This is a genomic window from Janthinobacterium sp. 1L-D-8-B-C4, assembly GCF_057291295.1.
In genome coordinates this window covers 68,479-88,774 of sequence record NZ_JBXAVX010000010.1, presented here as the reverse complement: position 1 = coordinate 88,774, position 20,296 = coordinate 68,479, and the positions used below count along the sequence as shown (strand labels likewise).

Genomic DNA, 20,296 nt, shown 5'->3' with positions numbered 1-20,296 from the left:
ACTGTATGCGTGGCAGGCATAGCTGAATCCGGGCTTCGTGCTCGCACGACAGCGTGGACTTTTCTTGTTGGCTGCGTCCCTTTTCCCTTCTGGAGTTGCCATGTTCCACACCCTGCGTGCGCGTCTTATCGCCATTGCCATTGCCATCGTCGCAGTCGCGCTGGTACTCCTCTCGTCGGTGACCTTTGTCACCGTGCGGGCCAATGTGCTCACCTCGCTGGACAAGCAGATCGGCGATGTCACGCGCCAGTATGCGCGCGAGCTGACCGAATGGGTGCAGGACAAGCAGCGCATTGCCAGCGCACTGAAGGTGGCGGTGGCCCAGGCGGACCCGCAGCCCGCGCTCGATACGGCCCGCCAGGCCGGGGCCATGGATTCGGTGGGCTTTGCCATGAGCGACAAGCGGGCTGTCTACAGCGGCTGGACAGTGCCGCCGGACTTTGACGGCACCACGCGCCCCTGGTACAAGCTGGCCGCATCGACCGGCGGCCCCGCCATCACGCCAGCGTATGCCGATGCCAATACCGGCGAACTGTACGTGAGCTTCGTCGAACCCGTGTTCACCCAGGCTGGCGGTGCGCTGGCCGGCGTGGTCAGTGCTGATGCGAAGCTGACCTCGGTGGTCAGGAAAGTCAACGCCATCCACCCTACGGAAAAGAGTTTTGCGGTGCTGGTCGATGGCACCAACAACACCATCCTGGCGCACGCGCGCAAGGAATTGACCCTCAAGCCGCTGACCGACCTGGCCGCCGGGCTCGATGCTGCGCTGCTGGCGCGCCTGGTGCAGGGCGGCGAGCACGCTGAACTGGTGATCGACGGCGCCACGCAGATGGTGTATGCCGCCAAGGTCGAGGGCACGCCATGGATACTGCTGACGGCGGTCGACCGCGGCCTGGCCACGGCGACCTTGAGGACGATGCTGCGCGTGACGGTCATCATCACGGTGTTGTGCCTGCTGGCCGCTGGCGGCTTGATGTCGGTGTTCGTCAGCCGCCAGCTGCGCCGCATGCTGCTGGTGCGCGACGCGCTGGAAGACATCGCTTCCGGCGAGGGCGACCTGACGCGGCGCATGGATGCGTCCGGCCGCGACGAGCTGACGCAAATTGCCAGCGCCTTCAACCGTTTCGCCGACAAGATCGCCGCCGTGCTGCTGCAAATCCGTGTTGCGTCCGATACGGTGCGCACCGCCTCGGGCGAGATCGCTGCTGGCAACAGTGACCTGTCGACGCGCACCGAGTCGCAAGCGAGCGCGCTGGAAGAAACCTCGGCGGCCATGGAGCAACTGATGGCCACTGTCCAGCAGAATGCCGAAAACGCCCAGCAAGCCAACGAACTGGCCGCCAGCGCCACCCAGGTGGCCGGGCGCGGTGGCGAAGTGGTGCAGCAGGTGGTGCTAACCATGGGTGATATCAATACTGCCTCGCGCAAGATCGTCGACATTATCGGCACCATCGACGGCATCGCCTTCCAGACCAATATCCTCGCCCTCAATGCCGCCGTGGAAGCGGCGCGGGCCGGCGAAATGGGCCGCGGCTTTGCGGTCGTGGCGACCGAAGTGCGCTCGCTCGCCGGCCGCTCGGCCGAAGCGGCCAAGGAGATCAAGGCGCTGATCGGCGACTCCGTGACCCAGGTCGACGCGGGCAGCCGGCTGGTGGAAAGCGCCGGCGTGACCATGACGGAAGTGGTCGACAGCATCGGCAAGCTCGCTGCCATCGTCAGGCAGATCAGCAGTGCCAGCCATGAACAGAGCAGCGGCATCACCGAAGTGGGCACGGCGGTGACGCAAATGGATGAAAACACCCAGCAGAATGCCGCCCTGGTCGAGCAGGCCGCCGCCGCCGCGCAATCGCTGCAGCAGCAAGCCAGCGCACTGGCCGAGGTGGTGGCAGGCTTCAAGCTGCCGCAGATGGAAGGCAACGCTTTGACCTCGCCGGCGCGGGCGCCACAGGCCGGCTCGCGCGATGCGCTGCGCCTGCACTGATACGGGAGATTGACCATGTCTGCAAACTATCGTGGCGCGCTGCTGGCCGGGGCGTTGATCTTGCTGTGTAACGCCGTAGCGGCCGAGGAAGTGGCCAAGTCGCCCTGGACCGTCGGCGGCGCGGTCCGCTTCAATTATGTCTACAAGAGCTGGCAGGACGACTATCCAAGCGGTTTCGTCGGCCTGGACACAGCCCGGCTGGACGTCAATTACGACGACGGCACCTTGCTCGGCTCGGCGCAATACCGCTACAACCGCTACCCGAAGGGGCAGGGCGGCTACTGGCAGCACTTCCTGCATCACGGCTGGGTCGGCATGCGCCTGGCCGACAAGAGCACGGTGCAAGCAGGCCTGGTGAAAAACCCGTTCGGGCTGCAGCCGTTCGCGTCCAATAATTTTTATGAGTCGATGGCGTTTTATACCGGTTTCGAGGACAAGTACGATCTCGGCCTGACCTACGCCAGCCGGCCCGGCCCCGTCGAGTGGCAGCTGGGCTTTTTCCCGCGCGACGGCGGCTCCTATGGCGGCGGCAGCAATACGGCCGGCGCCTCGAATCGCTACTCGTACAATATCGTGCCCGACGACGCCCAGCAGGGGTATGCCACCGGCCAGCGCGACCACGAACGCATGACCTTCACCGGCCGCGTGGTGGCGCACATCGGCAGCGCCGGGCAGCATGAAGTGGGGCTGTCCGGCCTGACCGGCACCATCCGTAACGACACCCGCAGCGAAGGACGCGACACCCGCCGCAATGCCGTGGCGCTGCACTACCGGGGCGGCACCGGGCCATGGAATGTCATGCTGGAAGCCTTGCGCTACAGCTACGGCACCAGCCACGGCGCGAACCAGACCTATGGCGGGCTCGATTCGAACAGCTTTGTCATCTTGGGCGCCTTCGGTTATCCCTACCCGGTGGCGTCCAAAGGCGATATCTATATCGCCAACCTCAGCTATGATATTCCGGGTACCCTGGGGCCGCTGGGCGGCTTCAAGCTGTACAACGACTACAGCATCCTGCGCAAGCGTGTCGGCAATTACAAAAGTTCGGTGCAGAATGTCAGCGGCTTGACTTTTTCAACCGGCAAATGGGTGTTCTATGCCGATTTCATGCTGGGCAAGCACCACCCCTACCTGTCGCCGGACGGCGACGGGCTGGCCTCGACCTCCAGCGTACACGATGGCTACACGCGCAGGATCAACCTGCAGGCGGGTTATTATTTCTGAACCAGGGAAAAAACATGGCAAACAACCCGCAGCATCCTGATGGCCACTGGCGCCGCTTCGGCCGCGGCATGCTGCTCGCGCTGCTGATCGTGGTGGCCTGGAGCGCCATTTGCTGGAATCTGCGCGACTACAGCGGACCGTTCTGGCTGGAACTCAACCAGATCGGCCTCTTCCCTCTCTATGTGCTGGCCATGCTGGCGCAGATCGTGGTGGCCCTGCTGCTGGCGCGCTGGAAAACCTGGTGGTGGAGCGCCGGCATCATCTGCGGCACCGTGCTGGGCATGGCCGGCCCGATTGCGCTGGCGCTGATCGCCGCCAGTGGCATGCCGGCGATGCGGTATTGAGGCAGGACGGTCAGCATGCGCTGCGACCCATGGCTACCACTCGGCCGAACTGCTTGCAGCGGACGTATCGCGCTCGCCCAGTTGCAGCTCGAGCTCGAGTGCGGAGCACCAGCTGAGTAACTGCTTGACGCTGATTTCATCAGGATGGCTCTCCAGGTGCGAGATGCGGTTCTGGCTCAAGCCGACGCGAATGCCCACAGTCGCCTGAGTCATTTTGTGTTGTTTGCGGGTCGATGCGAGCAATTGGCCGAGCTGCGACGCTGTGAGAAGACGTTGGGTGGTGGGCGAGAAAGACATGTATGGTATCCGTTATTCAGATATATCGATTTTATCTGAAAAACAGATATATTACAGATAGCTGGCAAGCAGATAAAGTAGATGCCCTTGGTGTGGTGGCAATCAAGGGAGGTATGAAAGAGGCTGGACCTGGCCGCTGTGACTGGCCAATTCCCGAAGGTGCTCAAAAAACGTCGAAGGTGCTCATTAAACTATGTGAGCATCTTCGGGGAAATGCAGCGCCTTCGTGGATATCCAGTTGCTGGCACTGTTCGGCTGCAATTGCGGTGACCTGCTTAGTTTTGAGTTGGTTTCAAGCAGTGCCAGCGCACAGGATTAATTGCCGCTCAGACCGATACCGAAATCCTTAATCGCTTTCACGAGCCGCTGGCGCGCCTTGCTGGCCTGTAGTTGCGCTTCACCTGAAGATAGTCCCAAATCAGCGGACGTTAGCCTTCACGCGCCATTTGTCGAAGGGCGGGGGAACTTCCCTTTTTCGTTACTCCACATGCAGTTGTCGCGTAGGCACATTTAATGCCACGCGTATTCGGCTCCGGCCGCTGTGCATAAATCGTTACGGATGACCTTGGCTCCAGTCGTCTGGGCCATTCGCCATGATCGCCTAAAATCGGCGTGATAATTGCACCCCGATTCGCAGCCTTCCGATAAAGTATCCCGACCTCGTTGATAGTGACAGCGAATGCACTGAGATTCGTTACAGTAATACTCATGCCTATGTGTTGAGGTGCTCCACCATAAGGAATTGCGTGAGCTGGCCTGACCCGGAGTTTCATCCTTGATTTGTCCACACTGGCCCAAGTGTTCACCACCCCCAGCACCGCGCCGACAGTGGCAATCGCAATTGTAAATACTTGAAGCAGGGTCACCCCAGCTAACGGCGCGTTGAAGTCTAAAGTCACGATACCCTCTTCGTTCTCAAAAAGGCAAGTATAGCTTAAGCGAGAAGGTGTTAGAAAACGAACGATTTCTAACATCTACAAACATCAACATAAATCTATGTTGGAAATATAGGGATTGCTATTTCTAACAGGTAGATATATTCTAACAGTGTTTTCTAACAGTCTTAACCGGAGTAACATCATGGCAACCTTCGCATACGGCCGCGTCAGCACCAAAGAGCAAACCGCAGACAACCAGAAGATGGAAATTGAAGCGGCCGGCCACCATGTCGATTACTGGTATGCGGATACCATCAGTGGCAAGACCAGCGCCAGCGAGCGCCCGGAGTTTGCCGCGCTGCTGGCGCAGATTCGCAATGGCGAAACGCTGGTAGTGGCGAAGCTCGACCGCCTGGGCCGCGACGCGCAGGACGTCGGCGCCACGGTCAAGCTGCTGGCAGCCCGCAAGATTGCCGTCATTGTCCTGCAGCTGGGCAAGCTGGACCTGACCTCGCCAGCCGGCAAGATGATGATGACCATGTTGGCAGCTGTGGCCGAGATGGAGCGCGATTTGCTGGTGGAGCGCACGCAGGCGGGCTTGGCGCGCGCGAAGAGCGAAGGTAAAACGCTGGGGCGCCCGTCGAAGACCACAGTTGAGCAACGTGTAGAAATCACGGCTAAGTACGTGGCTGGTGAAAGTGTTAGTGCACTGGCACGTACGTACCAGGTATCACGCGCAAACATTCTAAGCGTTGTAAAGCCTTCATGAGCTTAGGCGTAAAAAAGGCCTAACAAGAAATGTTAGGCCTTTTTTCCCGAAATTATGCAATAGCAATTGCGGGAAACAATCTTTTACGCCGTTCCTTGACGATTGATGGAACGTACTTATTTTTCTCGTGCTGGTTCCCTAAGCCCAGCAGCTCATACAATGAGCCACCAATGCCAGGCAACACATTCTCGCCGTCTTTGTCTTTCTCCGTATCAGTAACAAAGTGAACATATTCAAATTTCGCACTTATAGCTGGCGGGAATTCCCTCTCCAACCGACCTTCTGCTCCGATTAGCATGACAGGTGAGGCTACAATGATGCGTGAGGGTTGCGAAAAAGAAACAGCTCTTGTTAAATTGGTCTTAACTACACATGCACCCGAGATGATTGATTTCACCACGATAAATATTGAATTCTCCGGTGGAAACTCTTCTTTATACTGGCGGCTTATTGGGGAAAGCGATACTCCATTTTCCCGGATTTTTTCATTCCAGAGACAAACTAAGTGAACACGCTCGGCAAACCCATCCTGCTCTAAAGCCTCAATGAGACCCCGTGCTAAGAAATCCGCGTCTTCGACTGTGCATACAACACAAATCGCAGAATTTTGATTTTTAGGCAACTTTGGAATGATGCCAGCACCCAGATGCCTACCAATTTGCAACATATGCTCTTGGTACTTCATCGGATTGCCCTGAATGGTGTGCAACTCGTCCACGAGCTGCTTAGCTACAGGGTCTTCATAGGAAAAATGGGTAAAAGTTCTCATGGGAGAAGCTCCTCAAAGCCATCAAATGTTGTTGGCTGCACTTGCTCGACGTTTGCTTGAAATTGTACGAACTGTGGGTCATTGCAGCTAAAACCAAACACACCTGTGGTGCCAAACGCTGACCAGTTAAAGAACCCCTTGCTTACATCGTACGTCAATCCTGCAATTCCATCAAGAATGCTTTTGAAGCGAACGCTTAGGATAACCGGCGCCTCAACCAGTTCGATTAAGCGAATTTGGTTAGGATGAAACCGATTGACCGACTTCAAAATTGCCTCGACACTGGCGCCTTCGGGATGATCAAGACAACCCATGATCAGAACGCCTAGCACCCCGGTTAACTCGTCTGCACACGGCGTTTTAGACTTTGACAGTTGCTTCAGCACAGGATGGAGTGACTCATTTTCCAAGACCAATCTGTTGACTGACTCGCTGTAAGGAAAATATCGAACCGTAGAGTGAGGCGCTATATCACCTGGCATTGAGTCCTGCAACGCAGTCTGTTGCGCAGCATTTGCAACAACTAGATGAGTAGTCGGGTTCGCCTGTTTTTCATAGCTAGCAACTGCGTACTGATAAGAAAAGTCCGTTGCTATAGGATGGTCGCCAGTTGTCCACGAGATTGATGCAACATTTTTCAACTGATAGTAACTGTTTGCTTCGCTGCTACTGACCATCATATCGTCGACGAACCCATAGGTTTGTCCACGTAAAAAAGGCCAAGCAGGGATAGTACCATCTAGCCTATGGGACACAATTTCAGCAACCGAGTAAGCGAGAAAATAATCCTCATACCGGCTGCCTTTTTTCCCATTTGAGCCCCCACGATGCTTATTTTGTGCGTACTTAGCAGCAGCTTCGCCTAAGCACGCCGTAATGGATGCCAAGGAGCTATCTGGGACTACTGGAGACACGTCAGAAATAATTTGCATGCAAGCCCTAGTTCTTTAGTGACCGAATTTATCCTCCTGCCACGGAACAAGCGCATTAGAGGAAGAGAAGCGTCAAGTAAAAACCTACATGGCGCCTACATGAAAAAAAATTTCAAAAAAAGCGACAAAGGATTGCAAGCCAACAGCCTGCAACCCTTTGATTTTCCAACTGAATTCTGGTGCCGACTGCCGGTTTCGAACTGGCCACCTGATGATTACAAATCAACTGCTCTACCAAATGAGCTAAGTCGGCAGAAACTGCGCGTTGCGAATTATACGCTATTTAATGCGCGTTAGGGTCGGGCGGCCGCCTTTTTTTGGTGGCTCGTCGTCGCCGGGCGGCGTGTCGCGTGGTTCGGTCGATCCGGTGTTGCCGGTCGGGACCGATGATAGAGTCGGGCCGCTCGCTGCCGGGGCCGGTGGTGGTGGCGCGTCGCTGGATGCGGGGCTGTCGGTTGGCTGGCCGTGCGGGTCGTCGTTGCCCAGCACGGGTTCGAACGCCATGCCCTGGCCGTTTTCGTTGGCGTAGATGGCCATCACGTTGTCGACCGGCACGTAGATTTCACGCGAGACGCCGCCGAAGCGGGCGTGGAAGCGCACGGCGTCGTTGTCCATCTTCAGGCCGCTGGTGGCACCAAAGCTGATGTTCAGGACGATTTCGCCTTTTTTCACGTATTCCATCGGTACCGTGGTGCGCGAATCGACTTTGACCGCGAGGTAGGGCGTGTAGCCGCTGTCGGTGCACCACTCGTAGATGGCGCGCAGCATATAAGGTTTGGTTGAGATTTCAGACATGATAGGCACTGTGAGGCGGGTGCGCCGCCGTTGCTGCAAGGCGGTGCACCGGTATTTCAAAGGACGCAGAATGTCCCGGCAAGCTTGGCCTGCCGGGCAACTCTTTTAACGGCGCATGACTTTTTCCGACGGCGTCAGCGCTTCGATATAGGCCGGACGCGAGAAGATGCGTTCGGCGTATTTCATCAGCGGCGCGGCCGTTTTCGACAGTTCGATGCCGTAGTGGTCCAGGCGCCACAGCAGCGGCGCAACAGCCACGTCGAGCATCGAGAATTCGTCGCCCAGCATGTACTTGTTTTTCAGGAACAGCGGCGCCAGGGTTGTCAGGCGGTCGCGGATTTCCGCGCGTGCCTTGTCGTGGCTCTTGTCGTTGCTCTTGGCGCGTTCGCTTTCAAGCACGTGCACGTGCACGAACAGTTCTTTTTCAAAGTTGAACAGCATCAGGCGCGCGCGGGCACGCATCAGCGGATCGGCCGGCATCAGTTGCGGATGCGGGAAGCGCTCATCGATGTACTCGTTGATGATGTTCGATTCATACAGAATCAGTTCACGCTCGACCAGGATCGGCACCTGGCCATACGGGTTCATGGTCGAAATGTCTTCCGGCTTGTTGAACAGGTCGACGTCGCGCACTTCGAAGTCCATGCCTTTTTCAAACAGGACCAGGCGGCAGCGTTGCGAAAATGGGCAGGTTGTACCCGAATAGAGAACCATCATTTTTTATAGTTCCTTAGAAACAAAGGGGGTGAAGCCGCGAACGGCTCACCCCAGGTCGCTTGTCCACTCATGCGGACAACGCAGAAACAGGCATTAACCGGCCTTCAGCCGGCGCCTCACTTATTTGACTTCCTTCCAGAACGACGCATTCAGGCGCCATGCCAGCAGCGCAAAAGCCGACAGGAACAGCAGTACCCAAACGCCCAGGCGCTTGCGTGTCTGTTGTGCCGGTTCGGCCATCCACTCCATGTAGCCGACCAGGTCGGCCACCGCAGTGTCATACTCGATCTTGTTCAACGTGCCTGGCTTGACTTGTTCGAAGCCGACAAATTTGTGGATTTTCTTGGCCGCATCATGCGGATCAGTCTCTTCCACGAACTTGGCAGTCTGGATACCTTGCAACTCCCATAACACATGCGGCATGGCAACATTCGGCACGACCATGTTGTTCCAGCCGGTCGGCCGCGTGTCGTCTTTATAGAACGTACGCAGGTAAGTATACAGGTAGTCGCCGCCTGTGCCAGCGGAAGATGATTTCGCGCGCGAAATTACCGACAAATCGGGCGGAACCACGCCGAAAAAGGCCTTGGCGTCCTTCGGCGCCAGCGCCGTGGTCATCAGGTCGCCCACTTTATCACCTGAGAACAACAGATTTTTCTTGATCTGGTCTTCCGTCAAGCCCAGGTCTTTCAGGCGGTTGTAGCGCATCGAGACGGCGGCGTGGCAATTGAGGCAATAGTTGACGAACAGTTTGGCGCCATGTTGCAGCGCCGCCATGTTGGTCTGGCGGTCAGGCGCCTTGTCGAGCGGAAAGCCACCTTCGCTGGCCAGGGCCAGGGCGGGCACGAACGCCAGGATGGCGAGCAGTTTTTTTGCAATCTTCATTTGATGTATGTCCTTTGAGCGTGGCGTGGGATCGGCTTAGTGCGCGTGAAACGTCACACGCGACGGCACGGTCTTGAACTTGCCCATTGCACTCCACCATGGCATCAGCAGGAAAAAGCTGAAGTAAATCAGGGTGCACACTTGCGACACGATGGTCTTGGCGTCGGTTGGCGCTTGCGTGCCGAGGTAGCCGAGGATCAGGAACGACAGGCCAAAGATGGCATACACAATCTTGTGCCAGCTCGGACGGTAGCGGATCGACTTTACCGGCGAATGGTCCAGCCATGGCAAGAACGCCAGGATCACCACCGAGCCGCCAAAGAACACCACGCCCCAGAATTTCGCGTCCAGCACCTGTGGCAGCATGCCGACGATGGCCAGCAGGGCAATCACGGCAATCGCCGTCTTGACCTTGATCGACAGGCGCGACTTGAGCCAGATGAAGACCACGTAGGCGGCCACGGCGCCCATCAGCACGTACATGAAGTCGGCGGTGGTGGCGCGCAGCACCGAGTAGAACGGCGTGAAGTACCAGGTTGGCGCGATATGCAGCGGGGTTTTCAGCGAGTCGCCCGGCAGGAAGTTGTTGTACTCCAGGAAGTAGCCGCCCATTTCCGGCGCAAAGAACACTACCGCGCTGAAAATCACCAGGAAGATCGACACGCCGAACAGGTCGTGCACGGTGTAGTAGGGGTGCGACGGGATCGAATCGAGCGGATGGCCGTCGGCGCCCAGGGTTTCCTTCACTTCGATGCCGTCCGGATTGCTCGAACCGACTTCGTGCAGGGCGATCAAATGCGCTGCGACCAGGCCCAGCAGGACCAGCGGGATGGCGATCACGTGGAAGGCAAAGAAACGGTTCAGGGTGGCGTCGGAGACCACGTAGTCGCCACGGATCCACAGCGACAAATCAGGGCCGATGAAGGGAATTGCGCCGAACAGGTTGACGATCACCTGGGCGCCCCAGTACGACATCTGGCCCCATGGCAGCAGGTAGCCGAAGAACGCTTCGGCCATCAGGCACAGGAAGATGGCGAAACCGAACAGCCAGATCAGTTCGCGTGGCTTGCGGTAGGAACCGTACAGCAGGCCGCGCGTCATGTGCAGGTAGACGATGATGAAGAAGGCCGAAGCGCCGGTCGAGTGCATGTAGCGCACCAGCCAGCCCCACGGTACTTCGCGCATGATGTATTCGACCGAATTGAAGGCCAGCGCCGCATCGGGCTTGTAGTGCATGGTCAAAAAGATGCCGGTGACGATTTGCAGCACCAGCACCAGCATCGCCAGCGAGCCGAAGATGTACCAGAAATTGAAGTTTTTCGGGGCGTAGTATTTGCCCCACTGGTCGTTCCACAGCTTGGTCAGGGGAAAGCGGTCATCGACCCAGCCCACTGCTTTTTGCGCGGCCGGCGCATCGGCCGGGAATTTGGTTTCTTTGAAAGCAGCCATGATCAAGCCTCGCCTTTCGCGTCTTTACCAATCACCAGGGTGGTGTCGCTCAGGTACATGTGGCGCGGCACCTGCAGGTTGTCCGGCGCCGGCTTGTTCTTGTACACGCGGCCGGCCATGTCGAAGGTCGAGCCGTGGCAAGGGCACAAGAAGCCGCCTTCCCAGTCATCGGGCAGGGAAGGTTGTGGACCGGGAGTAAATTTCGAGGAAGGCGAGCAGCCGAGGTGGGTACAGATGCCGACGGCGACCAGGATTTCAGGCTTGATGGAGCGCCATTCGTTCATGCAGTACTCTGGCGTGAACTCGGCAGGATTGCGTTGCGAATTGGCATCGGCGACCTTGCCGTCGGTTTTCTTCAGCGACGCGACCATTTCCGGCGTGCGCTTGAGGATCCAGACCGGTTTGCCGCGCCATTCGACGGTGCGCATTTCGCCGGGCTGCAAGGTGGCAATGTCTACTTCGACCGGCGCGCCTGCGGCTTTCGCCCGCTCCGACGGCTGGAAGGTGCTTACCAAGGCTCCTGCGGTTGCCAACCCGACTACACTGCCCGCCGCGCACGTGGCGACGAGCAAGCCGCGGCGGCCTGAATCGACCTGCTTTTCGTTACTCATGCAAACCCCAATCAGTCAAAATGCGAATCTTTATTATGAATGGCAGCCGCGAAACATCCGTCGCCGAAGCGCTTTCCCACCGTTTGCCAGGCGCCGTCTCTTTGTATGCGCTTTGTACGCGCTTTGTACGATAACGTGGCAATATCCCTGCGGAACTTCGGTCAATGGCGCAGCCCATGCCATTTTCTTGTTAATTGTCATAGCGCAAAAAAGCCGCTGCTGGCAACCGCAAATTATAAGTGAAGCAAACAACGAATAAAACCAAAACGTTGCTTGTACCATAATTTATATACTTTTGCAGGGAGTGGCTAGTTCTTTCGAACTAGAAAGTTTGCGGCATGCGGGAATGCTGCGACCGCACATGCAAAATCCGGGTGGAAACAGAATCAATAGTATGATCGTCATGTTTTTTTATACTTATCTGAAGGGGAAATTCATGGCAATGATGAAAGAATTCAAAGAATTCGCAATGAAGGGCAATGTGGTCGATCTGGCGGTCGGTGTCATCATCGGCGGCGCCTTCGGCAAGATTGTCGATTCACTGGTGCAAGACGTCATCATGCCGCCGATCGGCCGCATTTTCGGCGGCCTCGATTTCGCCAATTACTACCTGCCCCTGAATGGACAGGCTACCACCATGACCCTGGTGGAGGCGAAAAAGGCCGGCGCCGTATTGGCCTACGGTAACTTCCTGACCATCTTGCTCAATTTCATCATTCTCGCCTTTATCATTTTCCAGATGGTACGGTTGATGAACAAGGCGCGCCGCGCCCATACGCCGCCGCCGGCACCGGCCGCGCCACCGGTCACGCCGGAAGACATCATGCTGCTGCGCGAGATCCGCGACTCGCTCAAGGGCGCACCAAAAAACAACGATCTGGCACAATAAGCCGTTCCGGCGTGGGCCGGCTGACTTGGGTGGATTTTTATGCGACGTTTCTGGTTGTTGTTTGCACAAACCGTGACCATCGCGCTGGCGCTGTATTTTGTGTATGGCGCCTTGCGCCCGGCCAGCCGGCTCCAGCAACTCGGTTCGCCCGCCACCCCGATCCCCGTGGTGGAAACGGCGTCGAGCAGCCTGGCGCCGGGCTCGTTTCGCGACGCGGCGGCGCGCGCCATGCCGGCGGTGGTCAACATATTGACCACCCAGGCGCCCAAGCGCGGCGCCCATCCCCTGATGCGCGACCCCTTCTTCAAGCGTTTCTTCGGCGAACGCACGCCGGACATGGATGAAGAAGGCAGCGCGATGAAAAACAGCCTCGGTTCGGGCGTGATCGTCAGCCCCGAAGGCTATATTCTCACCAACAACCACGTGGTCGAAGGCGCCGACGAAATCGAAGTCGTGCTGACCGACGGGCGCAAGGCGCCGGCGCAGGTGGTCGGCCTGGACCCGGAAACGGACCTGGCCGTGATCAAGGTCAAGCTCGACAAGCTGCCGGTGATCGTGCTGGGCCAGTCCGAGCAGGCGCGCGTGGGCGACGCCGTGCTGGCGATCGGCAACCCGTTCGGCGTGGGCCAGACCGTGACCATGGGCATCATTTCCGCGCTGGGCCGCAATAACCTGCATATCAACAGTTTTGAAAACTTCATCCAGACCGACGCGGCCATCAACTTCGGCAATTCGGGCGGCGCCCTGGTCGATACGCGCGGCAACCTGATCGGCATCAATACGGCCATCTATTCGCAAAGCGGCGGCTCGGTCGGCATCGGCTTTGCCATTCCCGTTTCCACCACCAAGACGGTGATGGAAGCGATCATCAAGAACGGCCATGTGGTGCGCGGCTGGATCGGCGTGGAAACCCAGGACATCACGCAGGAGCTGGCCGAAAGCTTCGGCCTGCAGCGCAGCACCGGCGCCATTATTGCCGGCGTGGTGCGCGGCGGCCCGGCCGACAAGGCCGGCATCAAGCCGGGCGACATCCTGCTCAACGTCGACGGCAAGAGCGTCGGCGACACCACCGAAATGCTGAATTTGATCGCGCAACTGCCGCCGGGCGAAAAAGCTAAAATGACGGTGCTGCGCAAGAGCCGCGAGGCAGCGCTCGAGGTGGTGGTGGGCAAGCGTCCGACCCCGAAAGAACTGAACAAATAGCAAGAATCGGAAACTGACACATGCATGTGCGTGATTTGACCCAATTTTTACGTGAACTGAGCGAAAACAACAACCGTCCCTGGTTTGTGATGAACAAGCCGCGCTACGATATCCTGCGCGAGGAATTCCTGGCCCTGGTGACTTCATTGATTGCCGAACTCGGCAAGTTCGATCCGGCTGTGAAATTCTGTAATCCCAAGAAGGCGATGTTCCGCATCAACCGCGACGTGCGCTTTGCACATGACAAAAGCCCGTATAAAACACGTTTTTCGGCGGCGATCGCGCCGAACGACATGCGCCGCCCCAGCAAGGCCGGCGGCCCCACGTATTATGTGCAGATCGATGGCAAGGGCCAGGTGCTGTTTGGCGCCGGCGAATACATGCCGCCGCCTGGCCGGCTGAAGGCGCTGCGCGAGCATATGGTCAACGATGCGCCAGGGTTTTCCAAAGTGCTCAAGAATAAGCGCTTGAAGGCCCGTTTCGGCACCATCCAGGACGAGGGCAAGCTGCAGCGTCCACCCAAGGGTTTTGACGCTGATGCCGAACATATCGAATTCATCAAGCTGAAAAGCTTTTTTGTCTGGACCGAGCTGCCGTTGCCATTGAACGAGCCGGAAAAACTGTTGCCGCTGATGGCCGAAGGCCTGAAGGATGCGTTTCCACTGGTCCAATGGATGCGCGGTGCCAAAGAGGAAGTCGAGGAAGCGGCGGACTAACTGAACAGGAGCGCATGATGGCATTGAACCACGCAACTTCAGGGCAGGTAATCGATGTGCAGCGCGCCAGCGGCGAGGATCTGACGCAATTTTCCTCGATTGCGCTGGCCAGGACGGACGAGCTGGAACTGATCCGCATGTGCATGCCCAAGGGCAAAACCATGCCCGAACATCATGTGCTGGGAGAGGTCACCTTGCTGTGCCTGCAAGGTCAGGTGGCGCTCGACGCCCACGGCAGCGTGCAGCTGCTGGGGCCGGGCCAGATGGTGTACCTCAATGGCGGCCAGGCCCACGCGCTCGAAGCGCGCGAAGACAGCCTGTTGCTGATGACCATCTTGCTGGCCAAGACCGGCCGCTGAATCAGCTCACACCCGGTTGGCTTCGTCGCGCGGATCGCGCGCCAGCAATTGCTGTACCATTTCCTGTGGCAAGTCGCCATCGAACAGTACGCCGGCCACCGCGTTGGTGATCGGCATGTCGACCTGCATGCGTTGCGCCAGCTCGCGCACGGCGCGCGCGCATGGCACGCCTTCGGCCACATGGCCCAGTTCGGCCACGATGGTAGCCAACGGCTTGCCTTGCGCCAGCCCCAGGCCGACTCTGCGGTTGCGCGATAAATCACCGGTGCAGGTCAGAATCAGGTCGCCCATACCGGTCAGGCCCATGAAGGTTTCTGTCTGGCCACCCAAGGCCGTGCCCAGGCGCGTGATTTCGGCCAGGCCACGCGTGATCAGCGCGGCGCGGGCGTTCAGCCCCAGGCCCAGGCCATCGGCCACGCCGGTGGCAATCGCCAGCACGTTTTTCACGGCGCCGCCTACTTCCACGCCGACTAGGTCATCGCTGGCATACACGCGGAAATTACCACCATGCAAGGCTGACACCACGCAGGCGCGCAGCACCGCATCATGTGAGGCAATCGTCAGCGCGCATGGCAGGCCGCGCGCCACTTCCTGCGCAAACGACGGGCCGGACAGGGCGCCGCCAGCGACCTTGTCACCGAGGATGTCCTGGAAGATCTGGTGTGGCAGCAGGCCGGTGCCGTTTTCAAACCCCTTGCACAGCCACACCAGGTTGGGGATGTGCTTGTCTTTCAGCTGCAGCAGCAGCGGGCGCAGGCCGGCCACCGGGCAGGCGGCAACCAGCAGGGCATGCTCGCCGCTGGCATGGTTGAGTGCGGCGTCGAAATCGGCGGAGATGGCCAGTTGCGGCGGCAGCGCAAAGCCGGGCAGGTAGCTGTTTTCGCCGCTGGCGGCCATGGCCGCCATGGCCTCGGCGTTGCGGCCCCACAACAGTACGTCGTGGCGGGCGGCCAGCGCCATCGCCACCGCCGTGCCCCAGGCGCCGGCGCCGAGAATGGTGATACGGCGGCGCGCGCTGGCGGTGCTTGCGCTGGTATCAGGGGAAACTGGCATGTCTTACAGGCCCCACACTTCGCTGGTCTTGACGTAGCCGGTCTGGCCATCCTTGTGGCGCACCTTGAGCCAGCCACTGCTCGGCTGTTCGCTCATTTCCAGCAGCACGCCCTTGTCGAGCAGCAGCACCGCCGACGAGGTGTCGTCAGGACCGGCGCGTACTTTCAGGTTGGCGGCGCGCGCCACCACGTTGCGTTTGGCGGACAGGCCCTTGGCTTCGGTCCAGGCCATTTCGCCACTGGCGTCGCGCACCTTGACCCATTCGCCGTAGCTGAGCACGACTTCAAGCGGCATGCCGCGCGGCGCCACATACAGCTTGCCGCCCTTGGCCGACGGCGCGTCGTACAGTATCACGGGCGCCGCGCCCACGGTCTTGAAGTCGACGGCGTGGCTGGTGGCCGTAGCCAGCAACAGCAGGGCGCCTGAGATCCAACGCAATTTGCTCATGAGCGTACTTTTCAACATGATGTTTGGTGAACCTTGAATGAAACACGGCGGCCTGAGCAAGCGAGCCGCCGTGTCGGGCCAACCCAGGACGGGTTGGCGGAGTCATGCCGAAACTTAATTGATGGTTTCGTTAGGCGCTGCTGCAGTCGCGTCAGCAATCGCTTGCAGACGTTGCTGGTAGAACACTTCGAAGTTGATCTCGGCCAGGTGCACTGGCGGGAAGCCGGCACGGGTGATCACGTCGGCGATGTTGGCGCGCAGGTAAGGGTAGATGATGTTCGGGCAGCCGATTCCCAGCAGCGGATCGAGTTGATCGGCAGGGATGTTGCGTGCTTCGAAGATACCAGCTTGCTTGCCTTCAACCAGGAAAGCGACTTTTTCGCCAACCTTGGCCGTCACGGTGATGGTCACGGTGGCTTCAAAGATGCCGTCGGCCAGAGGCTCGGCGCTCACGTCCAGAGCGACTTCGATGGCCGGCGCTTCTTGTTCCAGGAAGATGGCTGGGGAATTTGGTTGTTCCAGCGACATGTCTTTCAGATAGACGCGTTGGATTTGGAAGACTGGTTGCAGATTTTCGTCAGACATGGAACGCTTTCGTTGTAATGGACAAGAACGGCACACCGTTCAAATAGGGTGCGTACAAATACGGTGCTTGCGGCAAACCGTGCCGGATAGGCGCAACTTGCTGGGGTGCGAGGGCAATTGTATCAAAACAATACCGCCAAAAACCAAGCAATTTCTCGACCCCACTTTATATCAGGTTGCCGTGCCATTTAACAAGGGGTCCAGCTTGCCGGCTTGATCCAGCGCATACAGGTCATCGAAACCACCGACATGGGTGTCGCCGACATAAATTTGCGGGACCGTACGGCGGCCCGTGCGTTCCATCATCTTGACGCGCTCGGCAGGATCGAGGTCGACGCGCACTTTTTGCACGGTCACGCCTTTGGCTTCGAGCAGGCGCTCGGCGCGGATGCAATACGGGCACACGGCGGTGCTATACACGATTACGGGGACGGACATGGTGTTCTCCTTGTGTGAGTGCTCGGTGGCAAAGTGGCGGGCCTTATTTGGCCAGCGACGGTTTGGCCAGCAACGGTGTTTTCAATGGCAGGCCCTGCTTGGTCCATTCGTCGATGCCGCCTTCCAAGCTAGTTGCTTCAGCGAAACCAGCCTTGGTCAGCGCCGCAACCGCGGTTGCGGAGCGCGATCCTTTCTGGCAAACCACTACAATGGGGCGTGTTTTGAATTTTTCCAGCTCGCCCATGCGTTTTGCCAGTTCTGCCACTGGAATATTTTTTGCGTCCGGCAGATGACCCTTGGCGAATTCGTCCGCCGTGCGCACGTCGAGCACCATGGTCTTGCCACGATTGATCAACTGGGTCACTTCGAGTACGGTGGCGCGTTTGCCGCGCATCGACAGCAGTGGCCAGAGCAGGGCGCCGCCCGACAGGATGACGATGGCAAGCAGAAAAATATGGTCGATAATGAATTTCACGAAGGGTCCAATGGTTTAAGTCAATGCGCGCATTATAAAATAGAAGCCGGAACAGTTCTTTTTTACCTTTGCTTTTTTGATTGAAACCTTTTAGAAGATAGAACCATGTACAAAATCGTTTTCATGCGTCACGGCGAGTCCACCTGGAACCTCGATAACCGCTTCACCGGCTGGACCGACGTCGATCTGACGGCCAAGGGCATCAACGAAGCCAAGGCTGCCGGCCAGATCCTGAAAGAAGAAGGCTTTACTTTCGACGTGGCCTATACCTCGGTGCTCAAGCGCGCCATCCGCACCCTGTGGCTGGCGCTGGACGAAATGGACATGATGTACCTGCCGGTGAAGAACGACTGGCGTTTGAACGAGCGCCACTACGGCGCCCTGCAGGGCCTGGACAAGGCGGAAACGGCCGCCAAGTATGGCGACGAGCAAGTATTGGTCTGGCGCCGCAGCTACGACACGCCGCCGCCGGAGCTGGCGCAGGACGACGAGCGCGCCTCGTTCAACGATCCGCGTTATGCCGGCCTGCCGAAAGCGTCGATTCCCTTGACCGAATGCCTGAAAGACACCGTGGCGCGCGTGATGCCGGCCTGGGACGAGGAAATCGCGCCGGCCATTCGCGCCGGCAAGAAGATCATTATCTCGGCCCACGGCAACAGCCTGCGCGCCCTGATCAAGATGCTCGACGGCATCAGCGACGCCGACATTGTCGGTCTGAACATCCCGAACGGCCAGCCGCTGGTGTATGAACTCGATGCCGACCTGAAACCGATCCGTCATTACTACCTGGGCGACCCGGCAGCGATTGCGGCAGCCCAGGCTGCCGTGGCGAACCAAGGGAAGGCCAAGTAACTTTGCAGTCTTTCTTCCGTAGCACAGTGATCGCCCCCTCTGCTGAACGTCCCCTGCCGGCCTGGCGCGCCGGCGCCGTGTTGTGCCTGGCGCTGCTGCTTTCCAGCGGTGCCGCGCATGCCAGACCCACCGAACGCAGCAAGCAGAAGGCGGCTGCGGAATTGCAGCGCGCCGGCCTGCAGCAAAAGCTGACGGCCCTGAAACGCGATATCAGCCAGACCGAAAGCGCCAAGGACGACGCGGCCGATACCCTGGCCGAGTCGGAGGAGGCGATCTCCAACGCCAATCGCGCGCTGCGCGACCTGGCGCAGGAGCAAAGCGAGACCAGCGTCAAGCTCAATGCGCTGGGCAAGGAGCACCGCGAGCTGACGGCGACGGTGGAAAAACAAAAAGGACAACTGTCGAAATTGCTGCGCGAGCAATATGTCGCCGGCAATGAAGACCGCATGAAGCTGCTGCTGTCGGGCGACAATCCGAACCGCATCAACCGCGACCTGCAACTGATGGCCTATGTGTCGCAGGCGCAGGCGCGACTGCTCGAATCGTTGCGCGCGAACTTGCTGGCGGTGGAAAAAAACCAGGCCGAGGTGCAGAACGCCAAGGATGAGCTGGAAGAAATCGCCCAGGAAGAACGCGACCAGAAAGTCGTGCTGGAACAGGAAAAGGCGCGCCGCGCCAGCATGCTGGCCAATCTGTCGCAGCGCCTGGTGGCCAAGCGCAAGGAAGCGGGCAATGTCGAGCGCGACGAGCAGCGCATGGGCAACCTGGTCGACAAGCTGGCCAAGCTGATCGAAGAGCAGGCGGCTGCGGCCGCCGCTGAAAAGAAACGCCAGCAATTGCTGGCCGAACAACGCGCCGCCGCGAAAGCGGCGGCCGCCGCCAAGGCCGCCGAAGAAAAACGTGAGCGCTTGCTCGCCGCGCGCGCCAAGGTAGAAGCCCAGGCGCTGGCGCGGGCACAAGCGCGCGCGCTGGCCGAACGCGAACGCCTGGCACGAGAGCAACAGAGCAAATCGGGCAAGATTCAGCCGCAAACCCCGCTGCCGGTGCCGGTCCCGGTGCCGGTGCCCGTGCCTGTCCCGGTCCCGGCGCCGCCTGTAAAACTCGATCCGATCGACAACGACGAGCCGCCACAGATCGCCAAGGTCGAACCCAAGCCCGAGCCGAAGCCGGAACCCAAACCCGAGCCGGTCCCGGTAACGGCCCGTCCGACCCTGGCGCCCGCGCCGCCGGACGGCGCTTTTGCCAGCCTGAAAGGACAGTTGCGCCCGCCCGTGTCAGGCCGGGTCGCGGCCCGCTTTGGCAGCAAGCGCGGAGACGGTCCCACCTGGAAGGGCGTGTTCATCAAGACCGGCGAGGGCAGCGAAGTGCATGCCGTGGCCGCCGGCCGCGTGGTGTTCTCGGACTGGATGCGCGGCTTCGGCAACCTGATCATCGTCGACCATGGCGGCCAGTACATGAGCATTTATGGCAATAACCAGTCCTTGCTGAAACGCGCCGGCGACAGCGTCAAGAGCGGCGACGCGATCGCCAGCGCGGGCAACAGCGGCGGCAACGAAGAATCGGGGCTATACTTTGAGCTGCGCCATCAGGGCCGTGCCTTCGATCCCGCCACCTGGGTCAAGTTTTAA

General features: G+C 59.0%; 24 protein-coding genes and 1 tRNA gene. 10 read left to right on the top strand and 15 right to left on the bottom strand.

Annotated features, from left to right (window positions below; all coding sequences use genetic code 11):
* Positions 1 to 100: 100 nt before the first annotated feature.
* Genes AC0Z42_RS17995 through AC0Z42_RS17985 form a run of 3 tightly spaced genes read left to right on the top strand, consistent with a single transcriptional unit; the run spans position 101 to position 3,549 of the window.
* Entirely contained in the window at positions 101 to 1,981 is a 1,881-nt protein-coding gene (locus AC0Z42_RS17995; protein WP_485469561.1) for a methyl-accepting chemotaxis protein, read from the top strand.
* A 15-nt stretch (positions 1,982 to 1,996) separates the two neighbouring features.
* A complete protein-coding gene (locus AC0Z42_RS17990; protein WP_485469560.1) occupies positions 1,997 to 3,205 on the top strand; it encodes a hypothetical protein in 1,209 nt (402 codons plus the stop codon).
* A 14-nt stretch (positions 3,206 to 3,219) separates the two neighbouring features.
* Positions 3,220 to 3,549, top strand: coding sequence for a hypothetical protein (locus AC0Z42_RS17985; protein WP_485469559.1), 330 nt, complete (start codon positions 3,220 to 3,222; stop codon positions 3,547 to 3,549).
* Between the two features lie 33 nt (positions 3,550 to 3,582).
* On the opposite strand, the gene AC0Z42_RS17980 is transcribed toward AC0Z42_RS17985, so the two are convergent.
* Both AC0Z42_RS17980 and AC0Z42_RS17975 read right to left on the bottom strand, forming a co-directional pair.
* Complete coding sequence (locus tag AC0Z42_RS17980) at positions 3,583 to 3,846, bottom strand: helix-turn-helix domain-containing protein (protein WP_485469558.1); 264 nt, start codon at positions 3,844 to 3,846, stop codon at positions 3,583 to 3,585.
* Between the two features lie 428 nt (positions 3,847 to 4,274).
* Positions 4,275 to 4,820 (bottom strand): hypothetical protein, encoded by a 546-nt coding sequence (locus AC0Z42_RS17975; protein ID WP_485469557.1) that lies wholly within the window; start codon positions 4,818 to 4,820, stop codon positions 4,275 to 4,277.
* 106 nt (positions 4,821 to 4,926) lie between these two features.
* On the opposite strand from AC0Z42_RS17975, the gene AC0Z42_RS17970 reads away from it, so the two are divergent.
* Positions 4,927 to 5,493, top strand: a complete 567-nt coding sequence (locus AC0Z42_RS17970) for a recombinase family protein (protein ID WP_485469556.1) — start codon at positions 4,927 to 4,929, stop codon at positions 5,491 to 5,493.
* Positions 5,494 to 5,545: 52 nt separating this feature from the next.
* Here AC0Z42_RS17970 and AC0Z42_RS17965 read toward each other — a convergent pair whose 3' ends face one another.
* From AC0Z42_RS17965 to petA, 8 genes are all read right to left on the bottom strand, one after another.
* Complete coding sequence (locus tag AC0Z42_RS17965; RefSeq protein ID WP_485469555.1) at positions 5,546 to 6,262, bottom strand: hypothetical protein; 717 nt, start codon at positions 6,260 to 6,262, stop codon at positions 5,546 to 5,548.
* Positions 6,259 to 7,194, bottom strand: coding sequence for a hypothetical protein (locus AC0Z42_RS17960; protein WP_485469554.1), 936 nt, complete (start codon positions 7,192 to 7,194; stop codon positions 6,259 to 6,261). The genes AC0Z42_RS17965 and AC0Z42_RS17960 overlap by 4 nt, the downstream gene beginning before the upstream one ends.
* 177 nt (positions 7,195 to 7,371) lie before the next feature.
* A tRNA-Thr gene (locus AC0Z42_RS17955) sits at positions 7,372 to 7,447 on the bottom strand.
* 26 nt (positions 7,448 to 7,473) lie between these two features.
* On the bottom strand, positions 7,474 to 7,989 hold the full coding sequence (locus AC0Z42_RS17950; RefSeq protein WP_485469553.1) for a ClpXP protease specificity-enhancing factor: 516 nt from the start codon (positions 7,987 to 7,989) through the stop codon (positions 7,474 to 7,476).
* Positions 7,990 to 8,094: 105 nt separating this feature from the next.
* Complete coding sequence (locus AC0Z42_RS17945) at positions 8,095 to 8,706, bottom strand: glutathione S-transferase N-terminal domain-containing protein (protein ID WP_008443913.1); 612 nt, start codon at positions 8,704 to 8,706, stop codon at positions 8,095 to 8,097.
* A 120-nt stretch (positions 8,707 to 8,826) separates the two neighbouring features.
* Entirely contained in the window at positions 8,827 to 9,591 is a 765-nt protein-coding gene (locus AC0Z42_RS17940; RefSeq protein ID WP_485469552.1) for a cytochrome c1, read from the bottom strand.
* Between the two features lie 36 nt (positions 9,592 to 9,627).
* Positions 9,628 to 11,040 carry a cytochrome b gene (locus tag AC0Z42_RS17935; protein WP_485469551.1) on the bottom strand — a complete coding sequence of 471 codons (1,413 nt, stop codon included), beginning with the start codon at positions 11,038 to 11,040 and terminating at the stop codon, positions 9,628 to 9,630.
* A 2-nt stretch (positions 11,041 to 11,042) separates the two neighbouring features.
* Positions 11,043 to 11,651, bottom strand: coding sequence for a ubiquinol-cytochrome c reductase iron-sulfur subunit (gene petA / locus AC0Z42_RS17930; RefSeq protein ID WP_485469550.1), 609 nt, complete (start codon positions 11,649 to 11,651; stop codon positions 11,043 to 11,045).
* 436 nt (positions 11,652 to 12,087) lie between these two features.
* On the opposite strand from petA, the gene mscL reads away from it, so the two are divergent.
* The 4 genes from mscL to AC0Z42_RS17910 are packed head-to-tail and all read left to right on the top strand — an operon-like array spanning position 12,088 to position 14,818.
* Positions 12,088 to 12,540 (top strand): large conductance mechanosensitive channel protein MscL, encoded by a 453-nt coding sequence (mscL, locus tag AC0Z42_RS17925; protein WP_485469549.1) that lies wholly within the window; start codon positions 12,088 to 12,090, stop codon positions 12,538 to 12,540.
* 39 nt (positions 12,541 to 12,579) lie between these two features.
* Positions 12,580 to 13,743 (top strand): Do family serine endopeptidase, encoded by a 1,164-nt coding sequence (locus tag AC0Z42_RS17920; protein WP_485469548.1) that lies wholly within the window; start codon positions 12,580 to 12,582, stop codon positions 13,741 to 13,743.
* A 20-nt stretch (positions 13,744 to 13,763) separates the two neighbouring features.
* Positions 13,764 to 14,459, top strand: coding sequence for a DUF2461 domain-containing protein (locus AC0Z42_RS17915; protein WP_485469547.1), 696 nt, complete (start codon positions 13,764 to 13,766; stop codon positions 14,457 to 14,459).
* A 14-nt stretch (positions 14,460 to 14,473) separates the two neighbouring features.
* Positions 14,474 to 14,818, top strand: a complete 345-nt coding sequence (locus tag AC0Z42_RS17910; protein WP_485469546.1) for a cupin domain-containing protein — start codon at positions 14,474 to 14,476, stop codon at positions 14,816 to 14,818.
* A 6-nt stretch (positions 14,819 to 14,824) separates the two neighbouring features.
* Here AC0Z42_RS17910 and AC0Z42_RS17905 read toward each other — a convergent pair whose 3' ends face one another.
* The 5 genes from AC0Z42_RS17905 to AC0Z42_RS17885 form a co-directional block, all read right to left on the bottom strand.
* Entirely contained in the window at positions 14,825 to 15,871 is a 1,047-nt protein-coding gene (locus AC0Z42_RS17905) for an NAD(P)H-dependent glycerol-3-phosphate dehydrogenase (RefSeq protein ID WP_485469545.1), read from the bottom strand.
* A 3-nt stretch (positions 15,872 to 15,874) separates the two neighbouring features.
* Complete coding sequence (locus tag AC0Z42_RS17900; protein ID WP_485469544.1) at positions 15,875 to 16,318, bottom strand: SH3 domain-containing protein; 444 nt, start codon at positions 16,316 to 16,318, stop codon at positions 15,875 to 15,877.
* A gap of 114 nt (positions 16,319 to 16,432) precedes the next feature.
* The gene (secB, locus tag AC0Z42_RS17895; RefSeq protein WP_485469543.1) at positions 16,433 to 16,903 is read right to left on the bottom strand and encodes a protein-export chaperone SecB; all 471 of its coding nucleotides are present in this window, start codon (positions 16,901 to 16,903) and stop codon (positions 16,433 to 16,435) included.
* Positions 16,904 to 17,074: 171 nt separating this feature from the next.
* The gene (gene grxC / locus AC0Z42_RS17890; protein ID WP_308923439.1) at positions 17,075 to 17,341 is read right to left on the bottom strand and encodes a glutaredoxin 3; all 267 of its coding nucleotides are present in this window, start codon (positions 17,339 to 17,341) and stop codon (positions 17,075 to 17,077) included.
* Positions 17,342 to 17,384: 43 nt separating this feature from the next.
* Complete coding sequence (locus AC0Z42_RS17885; RefSeq protein WP_485469542.1) at positions 17,385 to 17,816, bottom strand: rhodanese-like domain-containing protein; 432 nt, start codon at positions 17,814 to 17,816, stop codon at positions 17,385 to 17,387.
* Between the two features lie 105 nt (positions 17,817 to 17,921).
* On the opposite strand from AC0Z42_RS17885, the gene gpmA reads away from it, so the two are divergent.
* Both gpmA and AC0Z42_RS17875 read left to right on the top strand, forming a co-directional pair.
* Complete coding sequence (gene gpmA / locus AC0Z42_RS17880) at positions 17,922 to 18,668, top strand: 2,3-diphosphoglycerate-dependent phosphoglycerate mutase (protein ID WP_485469541.1); 747 nt, start codon at positions 17,922 to 17,924, stop codon at positions 18,666 to 18,668.
* 77 nt (positions 18,669 to 18,745) lie between these two features.
* Complete coding sequence (locus tag AC0Z42_RS17875; protein WP_485469678.1) at positions 18,746 to 20,296, top strand: murein hydrolase activator EnvC family protein; 1,551 nt, start codon at positions 18,746 to 18,748, stop codon at positions 20,294 to 20,296.

Coding starts and splice junctions, on each gene's coding strand:
- AC0Z42_RS17980 (WP_485469558.1), bottom strand. CDS start 3,846: ATGTCTTTCTCGCCCACCACCCAACGTCTTCTCACAGCGTCGCAGCTC.
- AC0Z42_RS17970 (WP_485469556.1), top strand. CDS start 4,927: ATGGCAACCTTCGCATACGGCCGCGTCAGCACCAAAGAGCAAACCGCA.
- AC0Z42_RS17915 (WP_485469547.1), top strand. CDS start 13,764: ATGCATGTGCGTGATTTGACCCAATTTTTACGTGAACTGAGCGAAAAC.
- AC0Z42_RS17900 (WP_485469544.1), bottom strand. CDS start 16,318: ATGAGCAAATTGCGTTGGATCTCAGGCGCCCTGCTGTTGCTGGCTACG.
- AC0Z42_RS17965 (WP_485469555.1), bottom strand. CDS start 6,262: ATGAGAACTTTTACCCATTTTTCCTATGAAGACCCTGTAGCTAAGCAG.
- AC0Z42_RS17975 (WP_485469557.1), bottom strand. CDS start 4,820: ATGTTAGAAATCGTTCGTTTTCTAACACCTTCTCGCTTAAGCTATACT.
- AC0Z42_RS17905 (WP_485469545.1), bottom strand. CDS start 15,871: ATGCCAGTTTCCCCTGATACCAGCGCAAGCACCGCCAGCGCGCGCCGC.
- gpmA (WP_485469541.1), top strand. CDS start 17,922: ATGTACAAAATCGTTTTCATGCGTCACGGCGAGTCCACCTGGAACCTC.
- petA (WP_485469550.1), bottom strand. CDS start 11,651: ATGAGTAACGAAAAGCAGGTCGATTCAGGCCGCCGCGGCTTGCTCGTC.
- AC0Z42_RS17945 (WP_008443913.1), bottom strand. CDS start 8,706: ATGATGGTTCTCTATTCGGGTACAACCTGCCCATTTTCGCAACGCTGC.
- AC0Z42_RS17995 (WP_485469561.1), top strand. CDS start 101: ATGTTCCACACCCTGCGTGCGCGTCTTATCGCCATTGCCATTGCCATC.
- AC0Z42_RS17950 (WP_485469553.1), bottom strand. CDS start 7,989: ATGTCTGAAATCTCAACCAAACCTTATATGCTGCGCGCCATCTACGAG.
- secB (WP_485469543.1), bottom strand. CDS start 16,903: ATGTCTGACGAAAATCTGCAACCAGTCTTCCAAATCCAACGCGTCTAT.
- AC0Z42_RS17910 (WP_485469546.1), top strand. CDS start 14,474: ATGATGGCATTGAACCACGCAACTTCAGGGCAGGTAATCGATGTGCAG.
- AC0Z42_RS17985 (WP_485469559.1), top strand. CDS start 3,220: ATGGCAAACAACCCGCAGCATCCTGATGGCCACTGGCGCCGCTTCGGC.
- AC0Z42_RS17990 (WP_485469560.1), top strand. CDS start 1,997: ATGTCTGCAAACTATCGTGGCGCGCTGCTGGCCGGGGCGTTGATCTTG.
- AC0Z42_RS17920 (WP_485469548.1), top strand. CDS start 12,580: ATGCGACGTTTCTGGTTGTTGTTTGCACAAACCGTGACCATCGCGCTG.
- AC0Z42_RS17960 (WP_485469554.1), bottom strand. CDS start 7,194: ATGCAAATTATTTCTGACGTGTCTCCAGTAGTCCCAGATAGCTCCTTG.
- mscL (WP_485469549.1), top strand. CDS start 12,088: ATGGCAATGATGAAAGAATTCAAAGAATTCGCAATGAAGGGCAATGTG.
- AC0Z42_RS17935 (WP_485469551.1), bottom strand. CDS start 11,040: ATGGCTGCTTTCAAAGAAACCAAATTCCCGGCCGATGCGCCGGCCGCG.
- AC0Z42_RS17940 (WP_485469552.1), bottom strand. CDS start 9,591: ATGAAGATTGCAAAAAAACTGCTCGCCATCCTGGCGTTCGTGCCCGCC.
- grxC (WP_308923439.1), bottom strand. CDS start 17,341: ATGTCCGTCCCCGTAATCGTGTATAGCACCGCCGTGTGCCCGTATTGC.